Source organism: Sphingomonas sp. Ant20 (assembly GCF_000783375.1).
GTDB classification, from domain to species: Bacteria; Pseudomonadota; Alphaproteobacteria; order Sphingomonadales; family Sphingomonadaceae; genus Sphingomonas; species Sphingomonas aerolata.
In genome coordinates this window covers 16,772-31,452 of record NZ_JRVI01000061.1, presented here as the reverse complement: position 1 = coordinate 31,452, position 14,681 = coordinate 16,772, and the positions used below count along the sequence as shown (strand labels likewise).

The window sequence follows — 14,681 nt, the reverse complement described above, 5'->3', positions numbered from 1 at the left end:
CTTCAGCCCCTTGCCGTCCGGCTTGCCCGGTCCGTCGTAGCGCCAGACCGCGAAGCCGATTGCCTCGCATGCTCCTCAAACGAAAGCATGAAGGCGACGTCGAAGGCGAGAAACGCGACGTCGTGGTCCGCGCACAGGTCGCGGACCTGGGCAGCAACGAACGTCATATCGATCACGGCACCGGGTAGCGCGGTCAGATACCCTTCGGCGACCCAGTCACCATACGGCGCGTTGTCCGACTTCTCGCGATCCTCCAGCCCTTCCTGGGTCGTCCAGTACCAGGTCTTGACCTGGTGCATGACGGGCTGGTCGACAGCGAGCTTGATCCAATCGGCCGACAGGGCGGTCAGATCGTTCTTGCGACTGAGATCCAGCGCGAGATAGCACTTGCTGCCGCGCAGCTGCTTCTCGTCGATCGCCGTTTCGATCGTGCTCTGAACCGCCTCCCATGCGGTTTCCTCGATCCAGAAGTCAGCGGCGCCGACGTCGACGCCGAAGTAGAGCCGCTTAACCGAGGAAGCGGTCGAGATCCGCGTGCGCGCTGTGTTCACGCGCTCGCGGATGTTCTCGATCGGGAAGGTCTCGCCAAGCGCCGGCAGCGATTTGGGCCAGCATGCCTCGTTGGTGAACACGTTCTCGCGGTCGGCTTTGTCGATCCGAGCGACAAAGGAGAACGCCGTGTCGTCCTTCTTTTTGCCGAGTGCAATGTCCTGATACAGGTCGCTGTATTGGGTGCCGACATGCTGGGTGCGCGCCGGCGTGTTCGTGCCGAGGATCATAATGGCGGAGGTCGCGACCTTCGCGATCGCTTCCTCCCAGATCTTCAGCGCACCGTCGGAGCGGAACTCGTGAATCTCGTCGGCGAGTACGGCCGCCGGCCGGGGTCCAGACTGGCGCTCGCCGCCAGCCAGCGTCTTGAAGAACGATCCCGTCTCCGGATGCTCGATCTTGTACGCATTGTCGCCCTCGCCACGGACCACAACTTCACCGCGCGCCTCGAGGCTGTCGCCCTCGTCCTGGTCGGGAATGTCCGACCGGCACATTGCCGATGCGTCACGGAACAGGACGTTGGCCGTCGCCTTGTCGTTGCCGATCGCATAGACCTGGGCCCGCGGGATCTCGAACCAGCCCATGATGTACAGGCCGATCGCCGCCATCAATGGCGACTTGGCCTGCCCCTTGCCCGTCTCGAGCCAGGCCGATCGGAACCGCAGACGATCCGTCGCAGTCCGCCAGCCAAAGATCGAGCCGACGACAAAGGTGTGCCACGCGAGCGGGTGGAACGGTTGCCCGGCCGATGGCCCGTCGGTGACGGCGAGCACGGCCGGGAGGAAACCGAGCGCGTGCGCTGCTGCGTCCGGACGCCAGAAAAGGCCGCGCCGCTCGCCGTCACGCATATCGCGCAGATGACGTTCGGCGGTACCGCGAACGAATTCGCCGACGACCATCTTGCCGGAGACTGCGGCTTCCGCCCAGGCGGTGGTCGGATCCTCTGCCGACAGAAATGGGTTAGGCATTGCGCGACTTCAGATACGCGTCGGCACCGGTCTTGCGGCGCGCTGCCTTGACGATCTTGCCACCGTTGTTCCGCTCGCGGGGGCTGATGCACAGCTCCTTTTCTAGCGCTTGAGCTTGGCTCGCCGCATTCGACATGGTGGTCCACCACGGATTGTAGGTCGGGACGCCGGTCTTCTTTGCCTTCATGACCGGGCCGGACTTGAGCACTGCGCGCGCGCTGATGTCGTACGTCACGTACGCGACAATCAGACGGACGATCGAGTGCGAGTTGGCAACGGCAAGTTTTTCCGCGCCCCGCATCTCGCTGATGATCCGCTGCCAGTACTCACCAGCTGCGTCGCGATCACCCTGCGACCGAAGATGGTTCGCCAGTTCGGCTCCGGCGGAATGCCGTCGCCACCGTCGATCGCGATCACAGGAGCCATCGACACCTCCAGGCGGGGCCGGGAAACCCTCCCCCCTCAAAAATCGGTCGCAGCGCGTACGCGGGGCCGGTGCGGTGTCCGCTCGGGCGGCCCCCCAACTTTCGGACGGGGGGTGGCTCAGCCGAACTCCGCCTCCAGAGCGACGCTTCCGCCGAGCACGCGCGCAGCAACTGCAACGATGAACGCTGCGACCTTCACGCGCCACAATGCGCGACGCTTGCCGAGCACCCTGACCTTAAGCTGCAGCGTGGACACCACGGCTTGCGCGCTGACCTCGATGTCGATCTCGCCGTCACGAGGCATCAGGGAGCCTTCACCAAATCGAGAGCCTGGTACTCGGTGAAGCCCTCGGCAACGTAAGCGAGGAAGATGGTGCGCTTGGCATGAGCGATATGCGAAGCGGCCTCCGCCATGCCCTGCCAGATGGCAACCTGGGTACGGATGGCCTCAGGCCAGTCAGTCTGCGGCCGTTCGGCGCGCATCGGTTCGCTTCGCTCTGGCATCATGGTGAAGCCTTCTTGTTCCACGGGTGGTCGGGACTGGTGGGCCGCCCGCTGGCATTGACGCCGCGGGCATGGATCGGTGCGGCATGACCGAATTGTTCGGCCGTCACGTCGAGGTGGCACGGGTCGCAAAGATTGCGCGTGTTCTCGTCCTCGTCGCTGCCCCCCAGCGCGAGGGGATTGATGTGGTCGACCACGGTGGCAACCCGCGTACGGCCTGCCTCGGTACAGCGTTCGCATAGCCCGTTGGTGCGCCGCAGCCGACGTTCGCGCTGGCGTTGGCCTGCCCGACCACGAAGGCGCTCGATGATCCTCAAGGGCGCCCCCGGCAGGTCAGGCACAATGTGGGTCGGTCGATTGATCGTTGCATGCGAGCGGTTGGGCTGTCCGCCTGGCGCATGGCTAACCCGATCATCAGCGGCGCCATCCGCCCCGAGAACCGGGCCATGCCGGCATCGATACGGACGAGGTGGCTTTTAGCGGCCACCCGAACCGCGCACCACCGCGCGCGCGTCGGCTACCGCGGTCTCGACGTCATCGTGAAGGCGCTGTCGAACCGTCAGGCTGCGGGTCTCGGTGTCCCACCGATCAGCGGCGTCGAGGAGGCGCTCGCCGGCATCTCGCAGGCGGTCACCCTCCGAACGAGGCTTGGTTGCGGCCATCGCCACCTCCGCAGGATATAGATTGAGAGGGTGCCGGACAGCCGTCGGATGTCGCCCAGAAGCACAGCTTGGGCGTTTGGTGGCGAGGGCAGTAAGGTCAGATGACCAGCCAGTCCTACTCGCCTATACCGCTTGAGCGGCGGTGCGTGGCCCGGAAGCCTCGCCTGAGGCCCCGTCTATATCGTCGCTTCGTAAAAGAAAAGTTGCGATCTTGAACTGCATGCTGCCGCCAAAGCAGACCAGAGCATACTTCCCGTCCCCGCCCTCGACGATGCCCTCGAGGCCGGTGAAGTTCCCCTCGGCCACCTTCACCTGCTCCCCTACGGGGAACACGTACCGGTGCGACTTCTTCAGTCGCTTCCGCTGAGCCAGCTCCGCCACGGCTCGCAGGTTCAGGATCTCGTGATCGTGAAGCAATGGGATCTCGCCCAAGTGTCGGAAGATCGAGAAGGGTGGATGCGGACTGATTGGCATCGCCTGGATACGCATCAGCTCGGGGATCACGGCCGCCCGAGCGAAAACGAACGTCGGCATGATTGGCGCTTCGATCTCGATCGTCGCCTTGCTGCGCGGCCGGCGCCGGCTATGGATCTCTGAAGGCGTCCAGGCGTCGAGCCCCGCCGCTAGCAGCGACTGAGCAAGCGCCAGCGTACGCCCCGGGGAGGTTCGCAGCATACACCAGTCGCTCGCCCGCGGACGCCGCATCGTTATTCCCACGGTCAGGCGGCCGCGATATCGATCGGAATACCGCGCCACGGACCGTCACCGGCATCCCGCCGGCTGAAGCGAACATAGTTGCGCGAGCCGATGACGCGGATCGAGTCATGGATCGCCTCCATCGCCTTCTGCCAGCGCTCGTCCTCGCTCTCGACGCGCAAAAGCATGAACACGTGCGACGTGCTGATCTTGCCCTGCTGGTCGACCTGAAACACGCGGTTGACCAACGCACGCAGCTCAGCGCCACTCGTCGCCGCCCACTCGTTCAGGCACTCGTCGATCAGCGCTTTTGCCGCCTCCAGTTCTGGGCCGAATTCGAGCTGGTCGGCCGCTTGAACCTGAACCTTCTGACATCCGTCGAACGACGAGAGCGTGATGTTGCCTTTCGGACCACCGATCTTCGCGTTGTACTGCTGCGCGATTAACGCCTGAAGCTCGCCAACCCGCCGGAAGCTGCTGACTTTGAAGGCTGCGATTTCGGCGGATAGCTTCACGCTTCCGCCACCATCTCGCGGACCAGCTCATCCATAAGCAGATCTGCCGCCCTGATCGCCGCGATCGGCACGAGGCTGCCCTTTGCATCACGCAAATACGGCTGGCCGCTGACGTCCACCGCGGCGGGGGTGTTCTGTGCCGGTCACGCGGCGATCGCCGACGGCGGCGAAAGCCGGCAGAGGTTGGCGATCGCCGAGGCGGCGATCTGACCAGCGTCGACTATGTCCAGGATCGTCCGCACGTGATCCTTGTCCATCGCAACACGGTCTCCCGGTGCCGCTTCAAGCATTTGGCGCATTGCATTGGTGTCGACGGTCATGACGGATCCCGGCTATTGAACGGGTCGTTCCTTCACGATTAACGGCAGGTACGGCAGCTGCTCAAAGGTATAGGGCCGCGCCGGTTCGATCACGTCTCCAGCTTGTGACCAGCCGCGGTCCTGCAGGGCCCGCGTTATGATCTCTCGACATCGGCTCACGTCGCGGAGCTGGATGCCTCTTCGAGATCCCGGGTCGCGCACGATGTCGCCTCGCCGAATAAGCTGAGCGACTAGCTGCTGCGCACGGGACTTACCAACGTTGGGCACCAAGGCGCGCCCGATCTCTTCATAGCTCGGGCAAGAACCGGTCCGTGTGATGCGATCGACAAGAATTGCTAAGACTTCATCCCGCCGGGAGGATCGACCGTTTTCGCCGTTGTCTGCGTTCATTTAAGCCGTTCCATCCCCGTATAGAACATAGGGTGAATCGCTGGTTTCGTATAGGACTTAGCAGAACGCGAAACGAGAGCGCGCAGGGGTTTGCAATGACGAAAGACGAGCGATTTTTGGTTGCACTCGCGGTCCAGGTGCTTGCGGAAGCTGAGGCAGCGCCGGCGAAAGATCAGCGGCCGTCGATGGCGATCTCGTTAGCGTTGCGCACCCTGCTGCCCCATTGTCCTGAGCAGTGGCCGCTGACGCAGTTCTGGACCGGCATCAACGGCAGTCACGAAATCGGCCGCGCGCAGACGGTCACCGCTTCATTGAACGGCATCAAGGCGCAGCTCCGTAAATCGGGTGCCTGGAACGATGAGGCATGAGGACCAGCGCACAGGGGCGACAGCGTAACCGAAAGCACGTGGATTCGTGCGCAGCACTAGCCGGCGTAGCTCCAGCGCGGCGGAGGACCTCTCCGCCGTAGGGTCGGGAAACCCGCACAAATACGTAGTTTTTAGGGTGAGCCTTGGAGGATGTACCCCGTCGATACCCCTTCGCCCGCTCGTCGTCATCCGCGTGCTAGTAGCGACACAGGCCAGTGCGATGATGACCTAGATGACAATTTCTTTAAGACCCACTCGCTTCCAGCCCGCGCCCTTGATAAAGAACATAAATAGAACAGGAGGCACGCGTTAGGGCACAAGGTTCAGTTTTCCGGGAAGCGCCCGGATGCAGCCAGGCATGCGTACCCTGCGCGGCGCGATGTGCAGTCATTGCTGCTGTTCGCGATCGCCACTGGCGAGAGCTTGAGTCTTTGCTTTTGCAGCTGTCGTACGCTGACGAGGAGGCCGAGGCATCTCGAAAAGCCGACCTTGCAGCTGCGACATCCCGGTGGGCAGCAGCTGAGCGAGTTCACGCGCGATATCGTCCAGCGGACGTTCCCGAACCGGTTGAAGCTCATCGATCACGAGCAACAATCCTTCAAACATGTCTGCCAACGCGTTTTCGCTCGGGAGCACAACCGGAAGCATGACTTGGGGCGGCAGGACAGGCACAACGGCGTCGTCGCTTGGGTCATCCGCCATACCGAGCAGCCAAGCAAGCGAGACCCCAAGAAATGTCGCAATCTTCGGTAGCAGGCGTGAGTTCGTAGTCTTGCCTAATAAGATGAGGCTGATGGAACCTTGCGTTGCGCCGACGGCGCGCGCCAACCCAGACTGGCTCACGCGCTGAGCCGCCATAGCTTCACCAAGCCGTTCTGCTACCGTCACCACGGCACCGTTGTACAACTAGCAAAATAGTATTGATTACGAGATTCATATTGCACGCCTACGAGATTGCTCATAGGCTGCGAACGTGGCTGATCAAATCACCCCTTCCGAAGCGCTTGCCAAGCAGTCCAGATTGCTGGCGGCCAGGCTCCGTTTGGTCGTGTCGTCGGCGTCACACAGGGCGCGGTCTGGCAGCGCCTGAATGCAAAGAAGCCTGCTGCCGCAGGATGGGTGTTGCGAGCCGAAGAGGCGACTGGCGTATCGCGCCATGATCTGCGGCCTGACATCTACCCAATTGAGCAAGCCCCGGCCGCTACGGACCTGGAGCCCACGCGATGACCATCGCTGCTCAATCCTCATCAGTTTGTCTCGGTCGCCACACGGGCGACGAGCGTCGCGGTGCGCCTCCCCCCCTCCGCTCCGCGACGTAATTCCTTCCGATGCAGCCTTGTGCGCATCAACAGCCTTCCCTTTCGACCGCTGGCAGACCGGTCGGAACCCATGCCCCACCGTCCGACACGGTGTGGCATGTGCCCCCCCTCAGTCTGCCACTCCAGACGCATGGAGCTCCCGGCGCCGGTCGTATGCAGCGATCGGCGCCAATATTCGGGCAGCCACGGTATGACTAAGCTTCGTGAAGCCGTGACGATCGAGAACACCCTGTACCGGGTGCTCGGTACGCTCACCATCGAGCGCGCCGCCGAAGTCACCGGTCGCGCCGAAAGTTATCTCCGTGCGCTGTCGGATCCCGACAAGCGCGAACGTCTAACGATCGAGGACGCGATCGCGCTCGACCTCGAGTATCGCGCTGGCGGCCGTGAAGGCTATCCACTGCTCGATACCTATGCGCGCATCGTCGAGGCGGCAGCGGAAGCGAAGTTCGCAGAAGAGCATGCCACCGGCCGACTAACGTTCGATTTCGTCAAGGAAGCGGGCGAGGCGTCCTGCGCGTTGATCGCTGCTCAGCTACCCGGCGCTACCCTCCAGGACTTGCAGAACGCGCTCCACGAGGTCGAGCAGGCCGACAACGCGTCCGCAACAGTCATCGCGCATCTTCAGGGGCGGATCCGCCGCGCCCGTGACGGGCCCAACCCACCCGACGGCTGACGCCGCCGAAACACAGACATCGCCGCCAACCCCGCCCGCCCGCTGATCAACGCGATCAACGGGGCGGGAAACTGCTGCCTGGACGATTTGCCATGCCCGACCGACGCCTAGCCCTGACGAACATAGCGAGCGCGCTGCAGCAGCAAGCCACTGCGCTGCAGGCACTCACCAAGCCCGACGACAGCGACCTGCCGGTTGGCATGCGTCTGCTTCTGGACGCGATCGACCGCGTCAACGTCGCGGCATCGGCCCCCCTCGATCGCCGGACCGTCATATGACCCCGGGTGCATATCTGAAGCATCGCCGCACGGCGCATGGGCTCGGCATTCACGACGTCGCCGCCGCGCTCGCGACTGAGCCTCGTTTGGCTGAGCACGTCCGCGCCGAATGGCTCGAGCAGATCGAAGCGGACATCGTCCCGATGTCGTTCAACACCATCGTCGCGCTTCGTCGCGCGTTCGTCTTCGATCTCGACATCCTGGCGCAGCTCGCCGCGATCGCAATGCATTCGCCGATCGAGCCCCCGCGGCTCTGCCGGATCTGCGCATGCAGCGAAGCAGATCCTTGCCTCGGCCACAGCGGTTCGTGCTCTTGGGTCGCCGAAGATCTCTGCAGCGCCTGCTTCTTCCATGAGCCGGCCGACCGCCTGGCGATCATCCAGTCGGCCGCGGCTAAGCGCGATGTCGCGGCATGAGCGGCCTGCGCACCGTCCACGCGATCGCCGCCATCTTCAGCGGCCTAGCGCTCGCCTTGGTCGTGTTCGGATCGACCCGCCCCGCGATCGCCATCCTCGCGATCGTCATCATCCTGCTGGCGTGGAGCCTTGAAGCGCTTCGCGTCGCCATCCAAACCCGTCCGGAGAACAGGCCATGATGCGCCATCCTCAGCCAAAGATCGAACGCGCCTACCACCTGCGCGAACCCCACGTCCGCATCGTCGAGATCCACGACATCGATTGCGACTGTGCTGCGTGCGTCCCCTACGCGCCCAGCGATCCTGACCGGCTGACGGCCGTCGACATGGGCAAACTCGCCACCCTCGGTGCTGTAGTCGGATCCGCGATCATGTTCGCGATAGATCGGCCGGTGCCGCAGCCGCGCTCCTCGCGACGATCGGGCTGTGACGGTGGCCGACGAACGCGAGCACGGCATGGGCGGTGGCAAGGTCGCCGCCGACGAGCTGCGCCTCCTGATCGAGCGCGCAGAGCGCCTCGAGGAAGAGAAGAAGGGGATCTCCGACGACATCAAGGACGTGATGGCGGAGGCCAAGGGGCGCGGATACGACCCGAAGGCGATCCGGCGGATCCTGTCGATCCGGAAGAAGAAGAAGGAAGAGTACCAAGAAGAGGAAGCCATCCTCGAAGTCTATCTCCAAGCGCTGGGGATGATCTGATGGCCTGCCAGCACGTCACCCTGCCAGGCGGAGGCTCCGCAATCGTCTGCGGCACCCGCCGCCGGCAGCGGTGCGCGTGCGGTCGGGTGGCGACCCTCGCCTGCGACTGGAAGACGCCAGCTCGCAAGAGCGGCACCTGCGACGCGCCGATCTGCGCCAAGTGCACGACGTCGCCCGCGCAAGACAAAGACCTCTGCCCGCCGCACGCCAAGGCGTTCGAAGCATGGATGGCGTGTCGCTAATGCGCGCGCCGAAGCTCCCGCTCCCGCACGTGCGCCAGAAATCTGAGCGCCGCGATCTGCTTGCCGGGTGCCTCGTTTGCAGCGGCCGCACTCCGCGATGGGCAAAGGCGAACGCGCAGGCGCTCGCCGCGCAGCATCACGATCGTACTGGTCACGCGACTTGGGTGACGATCGCGACCGAGATCCAATACGGCAATACCGTCCCAGATCCTCGGCAAACCGATATCGAGGACGCGATCGCGTCCGCCAGTTCGGGGGACCGGCCGGTTGCGGCCCCCCTCCCCGATCTCGACGCACCGGCGGTAGCAGCCGCGGGTGTGAGTGCACCAACCAAGGCCGCTCTGTCGAAACGCGCGCTCGCGGCCGCAAAGCCGGAGCCCTCCAATGTCTAACACGACCCTGACGATCGACCAGCTATGCCTTTCCCATTTGAACGTCCGGACCTACTCGCCTGACGCCGAGGAAACGAGCGCGCTGCAGGCGTCAATCCTCGCTGACGGGCTGCTGAACCCAATCGCCGTTCACCCGATGAAGGGCAGCAAAACGAAGTGGGGCGCTGTCGCGGGCGGCCGCCGGTACCGCGCGATCAAGGCGCTGGTAAAGAACGGGGATCTGCCCGCGGACTATGGCGTGAAGGTCACGATCCTCGAGGGTCTAAGCGACGCCGAGCTGATCGAGCAGTCGATCACCGAGAACCTAATCCGACGCGATCTGCGCGATCACGAGCTATGGGCGGGCGTCGCGCGCGCCGCGTCGCGCGGCCATGGCGTGGAGCAGATTGCCAAGGGCATCGGCCAGCCGGACGTCACTATAGTCGGCCGCTGGCTGCGCCTCGGCCGACTAGCGAAGCCGATCTTCGAGGCGTTCCGCGCGGGCGACATATCGTCTGGGCAGGCCAGTGCGTTTGCGGCGACTGAGGATCAGCAGCTGCAGCTCGTCACGTTTCAGCGCCTGGCACCAATCAATCCGACCCACCCGACGCCCGCCGAGATCCGCAAGGCGATGAAGGTCGGCGACGCGCGCGCCCAGCGCGAGCTCGCGTTCGTCGGGGTGGATACATATCGGAACGCCGGCGGGCGGTTCGACATGGATCTATTTGCAGACGCTGCCGAGGAGCGCGGCCGCGTCGTCGACGAAGGCACGCTGCAGCAGCTCGTCGACGACAAACTCGCGCTCGTGCGCGCCGAGGTGCGCGCGACTGTCGCGCGTCCGGATCTGCGATTCATCCCCGACCAGCCGAAGGACCAGTGGGACAATGTCGATCATCAGCTTCTTGCGAAAGGAAAGCCCCGCGCTGGCGGTGGCCTGGAATTGCCGGAAGGCGACATCGTCGCGCACATCGCGATCGATGCCGGCGGCATGCCGGTGATCTCCTACTGGTGGGCATCCCGTTCGGCGAAGTTCGGCAGCGAGAAGCCTGCGGCCGCAACCGCCAGCGTACCGGCGACGCCCGCTCCACCGGCCGGGGAAAGCGCGTTCGCAGGCCATCATCGCGCGGCGGTAGCGGAGCAGGATGACGGGTTGAGCAAAGACGGGGCGTTTGCGCTCAGCGCCGTCCGGAAGGTCATCTTGCGCGCGGCGATGATCGATGACGCGAAGAAAGGCGGCACGGTCGGCCTCGACTATTTGGTCTGGGCGCAAGCCCGCGCGCTCCTGAACACCGGCTACCGGCGCGACAAGTTGGGCATGCGGATCATCAGCGGCGATGGCCTGACTGGTGTCTCGCATGACGCCTTGGGATTGGCCCGAGACCATATCGCCGAGACCCCTGCCGGGCGCGTCGCTGCGCATACGGTCCTGACGATCACGCAGCAGGACTTCTTCACCGAAGACAATCTCGAGGTCGCGTTTTTGATATATCGCCAGACCTCGGCCGCGACGAAGTCCCTCACGGCCGCGATCGTCGCCGGCGTCGCGCTCGAGCGCAGTCTCGAGACAGCCGAACACTGCTGCGCGGTTCATAACGCCGTCGCTCAAGAGGCCGGGATCGAGCAGGAAGCCCGGATCCGGGATTATTGGACGCCGACCGGGGACATGCTGGACATGTTCTCGAAGAAGCACCGCTTGGCGATCGCCGAGCCGTTCGTCGACGCCCCAACCCTCGCAGGTTGGGCGAAGGCAAAGTCCGCAGACCTCACGACCGCCGTCCTCGCGGTGCTCACCCGCGCTGGCGGGCGCGGCCTCGCATGGGCCCATCCACTGCTGCGGTTTGCGACGTGTCCTTGTGCACAAAAAGGTGAACGCTGATGCCCGCCACCAACGTCTCTGCGCCACGAGATCGGACCATGGCTGGAAGTAAGCGCCGGGGCGTAGCTAGCGAGCGCGGTCGCTTCCTGCGCCTTCACGACATGGTTGCATCCACCGGCCTTAGCGAATCGACGATCCGCAGGCGTGTTCGCGATGGCGATCTCCCCAAGCCGATCGCCCTCACGACGCGATGCGTGGGGTGGTGGGAACGCGACTTCGAAGCGTGGGCCGACAAGCATCGAGCGCCCGAAACCGATGATTGAGCCCCCCAATGTGGGGGCATCCCTGGGGGCATTCCCCGCAATCATCGAACACCTTTCAGCGTAATTACAGGGCCTTAGTCATGCTTAACCGATGCCTGCAACCGGCACCACTCCTCCACCCGACCGCACCACCACCCGCGCCCTCAGATCGCTGTGGCGTACAGCGCGTGGTGGGTGAGAATGAACAGCGTGTGGTTGTCGGGGCCGCCGATCACCAGCTGCAGCGGACGGTCGGGCACGTCGATCCGCCGGACCAGCGCGCCGCCGGCATCATAGACGAACACTTGCCCATTGGCGACATAGAGCCGGCCCGCGGCATCGCGCGCGACGCTTTCGCCACCGCGATCGGCGACCGGCTTCAGGTCGGTGACCCTGCCCTGCGCCCCGACCAGACCACTATAGGTGCGATTCTCCGACGCATTCGTCAGGACGACGCGCTCGCCGGGCCGCGCGGCGACGAAGCCGTTCGCGTTCAGCGTATCCGACCAGCGCCATCCCTGATGATCGTCCGGCCCCTGATTCCACACGCGAAAGGCGGGCAGCGCGAGCGAACCGTCGGGCGACACATATTGCGCCGCCTTGGCCTCGCCCATTTTCGCCGCGAACAGGTCCGCCATCGTCGGATACTGATAGCTGACGGGATCGATCCGGTCCGCGAATTCACCGTTTTCCCAAACGTTGACCGGCAGCACGGTGGCGGCATCCCTGTTCGCCGGGCCGGACTCGGCGATCGCGGTCGGCGCGATGACCTGGACGTTGGCGGGCTTTGCCGGATCGATGCTATAGACCGTGGCATCGCGCCCTGCCGACGACAGGACCAGCAGCCGCCCCGATCGATCGACCATCAGATTGACCGGATCGAGTGGTGCCTCTGCGACGATCGACAGACCTTCGCGCTTCGACCAGCCGTGGATGCGCTGGAAATGGCGGTCTATGAAGTAGAGTTTGCCGTTCGCGTCGACCGCACCGCCGGCGATCGAATAGAAGCCGTCGGCGAGCTTCTCGACCGTCGCCGGAGCCGGCGCCTTGGGCGCGGGAGTCGCAGGCACGTCGAGCCGGGCGAATTCGCGCTCGCGGACCTCCTGTCCGCCGGTGATGTCCTTGATCGCGTTCTCGAAGGGATATTTGCTCGCCCGCACGAAGGTGCCACAACCCTTGGCATCGCAGCTCGCAAAGCCGCTCTCCGCGTTCACATGGACGTTGCGGAAGCGGATATCGCCCGACTCGTAGAGCTTGATCGCCGCATCCATCGGCTTGATCGAGCGGGTGACGCGGTAGCCGTGATAATTGGCGAACAGGATGTTGCGCGAATGGCGGATCTCGGTCGAAATCGCGTCGACGCCATCCCGAACCTCCTGCTCGGTCTGCGGCGCGAGGAATTCCCAGTTCGCGACATGATCGAGCACGATTTCGGCGCGATAATGATGCTCGGCCGACAGCTGGTAGACATGGCCCGGCGTGCTGGTGTTCGACACGTGAAACCCCGCCGATGCCAGCGTGTTGGGGGACCACAAGGCGGCAAAGGTGCCGCCGCCGCCGTCCGTCACCCATATGCTGGGATATTGCCCGTCGAAGCGCGCGCGCGGATCACCGAAGCCGATCGGACTTCCCTTGGTCAGCGCGGTGCCGCCGCCGCCCTGGATCTTGACGTCGTTGACCATCGACGCCTCGCCCGCCTTCCACAGCAATGCGGTCGCGCGCGGGTTGACCCCACCGGTCCACAGCCCCAGCCCGGACACGATCGCATCGCCCCCCTTGGCGCTTTCGATCAGCGCCTTGGGTCCCCCCAACCGCCATGAAGGCCGGTGTCGAATCGGCCAGATAGAGATGCGTGAGGCCGGGATGGAGCGCGATCAGCACGGTGTCGGGCCGGAGGCGGATGGTGTCGGTGACCCGGTAGCGCCCGGTCGGGAAATACAGCACGCGGTGCGTGTCGACCGCGCGCTGCAGCGCGGCGGTATCGTCGGTCTCGTCGTCGCCTTTGACGCCGAGATCATGGACATTGGCCCAGTCCTGAACCGGCGGCATGGCCCGGATCGCGCGCGCGGGCCGAGCGGGCGAGCGAGCGAGCGGCGTCATCGCGACGTCGGTCGCATAGGCGCCGATCGCACCCAGCGCCGGCAGCTTCAGGCCATAGGAGAAGTCGCTGACCCGGTAGCGCGCGCCCGATCCCGCCACCGTCTTGCCGCTGTCGCGAAACCGCACGAAGACCGGGGTGTCGACCGCCACCGCATTGTCGAACCCGATCTGTGTGAAGACGCTGCCCTCGTTCGAGACGACAATGCCGGCGCGCGTCACTTTCTCGAACCGGACGCCCTTCCCCCACAGCGAATCCGAATAGCCGCGATCGATCTCGATACCGACCGGCGTGTCGCGGATGACGACGTTGACCAGAGTCAGATCGACCTCATGCTCGCGGATCGCGGCATCGCGCTGCCCCGAGAATTCCGAATCGAGCAGCGTGAATTGCCATGCGGGCGACGTCTTTTCCGAGATGATGCCATAGCGCCCACCGAAGAAGCGCAGGTTCTCGAAGGCATTGCCCGCCTGATAGACGCCCGCCAGGCCCGATCCGATATGAAAGTCGGCATGCCGCAGATAGCCATGCTGCGCGACGCGAAAGCGCACCGCGACCGCGCCAGCATTGCCCGCGCCGATCCGGAAGTCGATGTTCGACAGCGCCGAATAGAAGGTGCTCGACGTTGCGTCGAAGATGCTCGGATCGAACGGCACGCTGGTCCGCGGCGGCACCGGCGCCTTGCCGACCCGGTATTGATCCTCGCCGGTAAAGCTGACCATCGCGGCCACCCCGGATGCGAAGCCCGCACTGTTATCGGCGAGCATGATCTCGGGCCGGGTCGGTCCCACCCCGAACAGGCGAACCGCCGAGCGGACGAAGATCGTCCGGCTGATCCGGTACCGCCCCGATGGCAGGAAAACGACGCCGCCCTTGCCGCCCGCCGCCGCCGCGTCGATCGCCTGCTGGATCGCGGCGCTGTCATCGGCACGGCCATCGCCGACACCGCGGACCGTGATCGCGCGCGGATCGGCCGGCGCGGTACGATAGACCGACGTCGTCCCGGCGAACGCCGGGGTCGCGAGCAGCAGCAGCAGCGCCGTGCCCGCCAGCCATTTCACGTCCATC

General features: G+C 64.7%; 21 protein-coding genes and 1 pseudogene. 9 read left to right on the top strand and 13 right to left on the bottom strand.

Translation table 11 applies throughout. The features are described 5' to 3' along the window. Positions 1-2: 2 nt before the first annotated feature. Genes NI18_RS10295 through NI18_RS10275 form a run of 5 tightly spaced genes read right to left on the bottom strand, consistent with a single transcriptional unit; the run spans position 3 to position 2,787 of the window. The gene (locus NI18_RS10295) at positions 3-1,517 is read right to left on the bottom strand and encodes a terminase TerL endonuclease subunit (protein ID WP_306286349.1); all 1,515 of its coding nucleotides are present in this window, start codon (positions 1,515-1,517) and stop codon (positions 3-5) included. Next, entirely contained in the window at positions 1,510-2,148 is a 639-nt protein-coding gene (locus NI18_RS26875) for a P27 family phage terminase small subunit (RefSeq protein WP_306286348.1), read from the bottom strand. Before NI18_RS26875 ends, NI18_RS10295 begins: the two co-directional genes overlap by 8 nt. Then, positions 2,061-2,246 (bottom strand): hypothetical protein, encoded by a 186-nt coding sequence (locus tag NI18_RS10285; RefSeq protein WP_037529836.1) that lies wholly within the window; start codon positions 2,244-2,246, stop codon positions 2,061-2,063. Before NI18_RS10285 ends, NI18_RS26875 begins: the two co-directional genes overlap by 88 nt. Then, complete coding sequence (locus NI18_RS10280) at positions 2,246-2,470, bottom strand: hypothetical protein (RefSeq protein WP_128082183.1); 225 nt, start codon at positions 2,468-2,470, stop codon at positions 2,246-2,248. Before NI18_RS10280 ends, NI18_RS10285 begins: the two co-directional genes overlap by 1 nt. After that, positions 2,446-2,787, bottom strand: a complete 342-nt coding sequence (locus NI18_RS10275) for an HNH endonuclease signature motif containing protein (RefSeq protein WP_306286347.1) — start codon at positions 2,785-2,787, stop codon at positions 2,446-2,448. The genes NI18_RS10280 and NI18_RS10275 overlap by 25 nt, the downstream gene beginning before the upstream one ends. Before the next feature lie 57 nt (positions 2,788-2,844). Between NI18_RS10275 and NI18_RS10270 the strand changes: the two genes are divergently transcribed. Next, positions 2,845-3,129, top strand: a complete 285-nt coding sequence (locus tag NI18_RS10270) for a hypothetical protein (RefSeq protein WP_128082182.1) — start codon at positions 2,845-2,847, stop codon at positions 3,127-3,129. A 102-nt stretch (positions 3,130-3,231) separates the two neighbouring features. Here the strand turns inward: NI18_RS10270 and NI18_RS10265 are convergent, their stop codons facing one another. Genes NI18_RS10265 through NI18_RS23320 form a run of 5 tightly spaced genes read right to left on the bottom strand, consistent with a single transcriptional unit; the run spans position 3,232 to position 5,029 of the window. Then, entirely contained in the window at positions 3,232-3,783 is a 552-nt protein-coding gene (locus NI18_RS10265; RefSeq protein WP_128082181.1) for a hypothetical protein, read from the bottom strand. 44 nt (positions 3,784-3,827) lie between these two features. Further along, entirely contained in the window at positions 3,828-4,319 is a 492-nt protein-coding gene (locus NI18_RS10260; RefSeq protein WP_198526997.1) for a DUF3164 family protein, read from the bottom strand. Next, positions 4,316-4,438, bottom strand: coding sequence for a hypothetical protein (locus NI18_RS26870; protein WP_306286346.1), 123 nt, complete (start codon positions 4,436-4,438; stop codon positions 4,316-4,318). The genes NI18_RS10260 and NI18_RS26870 overlap by 4 nt, the downstream gene beginning before the upstream one ends. Before the next feature lie 24 nt (positions 4,439-4,462). Further along, positions 4,463-4,639 (bottom strand): hypothetical protein, encoded by a 177-nt coding sequence (locus tag NI18_RS25040; protein ID WP_157840519.1) that lies wholly within the window; start codon positions 4,637-4,639, stop codon positions 4,463-4,465. A 12-nt stretch (positions 4,640-4,651) separates the two neighbouring features. After that, positions 4,652-5,029, bottom strand: coding sequence for a hypothetical protein (locus NI18_RS23320; RefSeq protein WP_084215148.1), 378 nt, complete (start codon positions 5,027-5,029; stop codon positions 4,652-4,654). 95 nt (positions 5,030-5,124) lie between these two features. Here NI18_RS23320 and NI18_RS10255 point away from each other — a divergent pair, with 95 nt between their 5' ends. After that, on the top strand, positions 5,125-5,397 hold the full coding sequence (locus NI18_RS10255) for a hypothetical protein (RefSeq protein ID WP_037529832.1): 273 nt from the start codon (positions 5,125-5,127) through the stop codon (positions 5,395-5,397). A 387-nt stretch (positions 5,398-5,784) separates the two neighbouring features. Here the strand turns inward: NI18_RS10255 and NI18_RS10250 are convergent, their stop codons facing one another. Continuing rightward, positions 5,785-6,288 carry a helix-turn-helix domain-containing protein gene (locus NI18_RS10250; protein ID WP_128082180.1) on the bottom strand — a complete coding sequence of 168 codons (504 nt, stop codon included), beginning with the start codon at positions 6,286-6,288 and terminating at the stop codon, positions 5,785-5,787. 618 nt (positions 6,289-6,906) lie between these two features. Between NI18_RS10250 and NI18_RS10245 the strand changes: the two genes are divergently transcribed. The 5 genes from NI18_RS10245 (at position 6,907) to NI18_RS10225 (ending at position 8,784) form a co-directional block, all read left to right on the top strand. Next, a complete protein-coding gene (locus NI18_RS10245) occupies positions 6,907-7,392 on the top strand; it encodes a hypothetical protein (protein WP_128082179.1) in 486 nt (161 codons plus the stop codon). 92 nt (positions 7,393-7,484) lie between these two features. Beyond that, positions 7,485-7,670 (top strand): hypothetical protein, encoded by a 186-nt coding sequence (locus NI18_RS10240; protein WP_037529830.1) that lies wholly within the window; start codon positions 7,485-7,487, stop codon positions 7,668-7,670. Then, entirely contained in the window at positions 7,667-8,086 is a 420-nt protein-coding gene (locus NI18_RS10235; RefSeq protein ID WP_198526996.1) for an XRE family transcriptional regulator, read from the top strand. Before NI18_RS10240 ends, NI18_RS10235 begins: the two co-directional genes overlap by 4 nt. After that, positions 8,083-8,265, top strand: coding sequence for a hypothetical protein (locus tag NI18_RS10230; protein WP_037529829.1), 183 nt, complete (start codon positions 8,083-8,085; stop codon positions 8,263-8,265). Before NI18_RS10235 ends, NI18_RS10230 begins: the two co-directional genes overlap by 4 nt. A 276-nt stretch (positions 8,266-8,541) precedes the next feature. Further along, on the top strand, positions 8,542-8,784 hold the full coding sequence (locus NI18_RS10225) for a DUF2312 domain-containing protein (protein WP_037529852.1): 243 nt from the start codon (positions 8,542-8,544) through the stop codon (positions 8,782-8,784). 238 nt (positions 8,785-9,022) lie between these two features. On the opposite strand, the gene NI18_RS25660 is transcribed toward NI18_RS10225, so the two are convergent. After that, a complete protein-coding gene (locus tag NI18_RS25660) occupies positions 9,023-9,181 on the bottom strand; it encodes a hypothetical protein (protein WP_198526995.1) in 159 nt (52 codons plus the stop codon). 9 nt (positions 9,182-9,190) lie between these two features. Here NI18_RS25660 and NI18_RS25655 point away from each other — a divergent pair, with 9 nt between their 5' ends. Both NI18_RS25655 and NI18_RS10215 read left to right on the top strand, forming a co-directional pair. Next, complete coding sequence (locus NI18_RS25655; RefSeq protein WP_198526994.1) at positions 9,191-9,418, top strand: hypothetical protein; 228 nt, start codon at positions 9,191-9,193, stop codon at positions 9,416-9,418. A 376-nt stretch (positions 9,419-9,794) separates the two neighbouring features. After that, positions 9,795-11,273, top strand: a complete 1,479-nt coding sequence (locus NI18_RS10215; protein ID WP_306286345.1) for a hypothetical protein — start codon at positions 9,795-9,797, stop codon at positions 11,271-11,273. Positions 11,274-11,679: 406 nt separating this feature from the next. On the opposite strand, the pseudogene NI18_RS10210 reads toward NI18_RS10215, so the two are convergent. Continuing rightward, positions 11,680-14,680: pseudogene (locus NI18_RS10210) on the bottom strand (glycosyl hydrolase family 28-related protein). Position 14,681: the final 1 nt, after the last annotated feature.

Bases quoted from the DNA above. Each gene is read 5' to 3' on its own strand.
- NI18_RS10295 (WP_306286349.1), bottom strand. From the start codon at position 1,517: ATGCCTAACCCATTTCTGTCGGCAGAGGATCCGACCACCGCCTGGGCG.
- NI18_RS10285 (WP_037529836.1), bottom strand. From the start codon at position 2,246: ATGCCTCGTGACGGCGAGATCGACATCGAGGTCAGCGCGCAAGCCGTG.
- NI18_RS10270 (WP_128082182.1), top strand. From the start codon at position 2,845: ATGGCTAACCCGATCATCAGCGGCGCCATCCGCCCCGAGAACCGGGCC.
- NI18_RS10265 (WP_128082181.1), bottom strand. From the start codon at position 3,783: ATGCTGCGAACCTCCCCGGGGCGTACGCTGGCGCTTGCTCAGTCGCTG.
- NI18_RS25040 (WP_157840519.1), bottom strand. From the start codon at position 4,639: ATGACCGTCGACACCAATGCAATGCGCCAAATGCTTGAAGCGGCACCG.
- NI18_RS23320 (WP_084215148.1), bottom strand. From the start codon at position 5,029: ATGAACGCAGACAACGGCGAAAACGGTCGATCCTCCCGGCGGGATGAA.
- NI18_RS10255 (WP_037529832.1), top strand. From the start codon at position 5,125: ATGACGAAAGACGAGCGATTTTTGGTTGCACTCGCGGTCCAGGTGCTT.
- NI18_RS10245 (WP_128082179.1), top strand. From the start codon at position 6,907: ATGACTAAGCTTCGTGAAGCCGTGACGATCGAGAACACCCTGTACCGG.
- NI18_RS10240 (WP_037529830.1), top strand. From the start codon at position 7,485: ATGCCCGACCGACGCCTAGCCCTGACGAACATAGCGAGCGCGCTGCAG.
- NI18_RS10235 (WP_198526996.1), top strand. From the start codon at position 7,667: ATGACCCCGGGTGCATATCTGAAGCATCGCCGCACGGCGCATGGGCTC.
- NI18_RS10230 (WP_037529829.1), top strand. From the start codon at position 8,083: ATGAGCGGCCTGCGCACCGTCCACGCGATCGCCGCCATCTTCAGCGGC.
- NI18_RS10225 (WP_037529852.1), top strand. From the start codon at position 8,542: ATGGGCGGTGGCAAGGTCGCCGCCGACGAGCTGCGCCTCCTGATCGAG.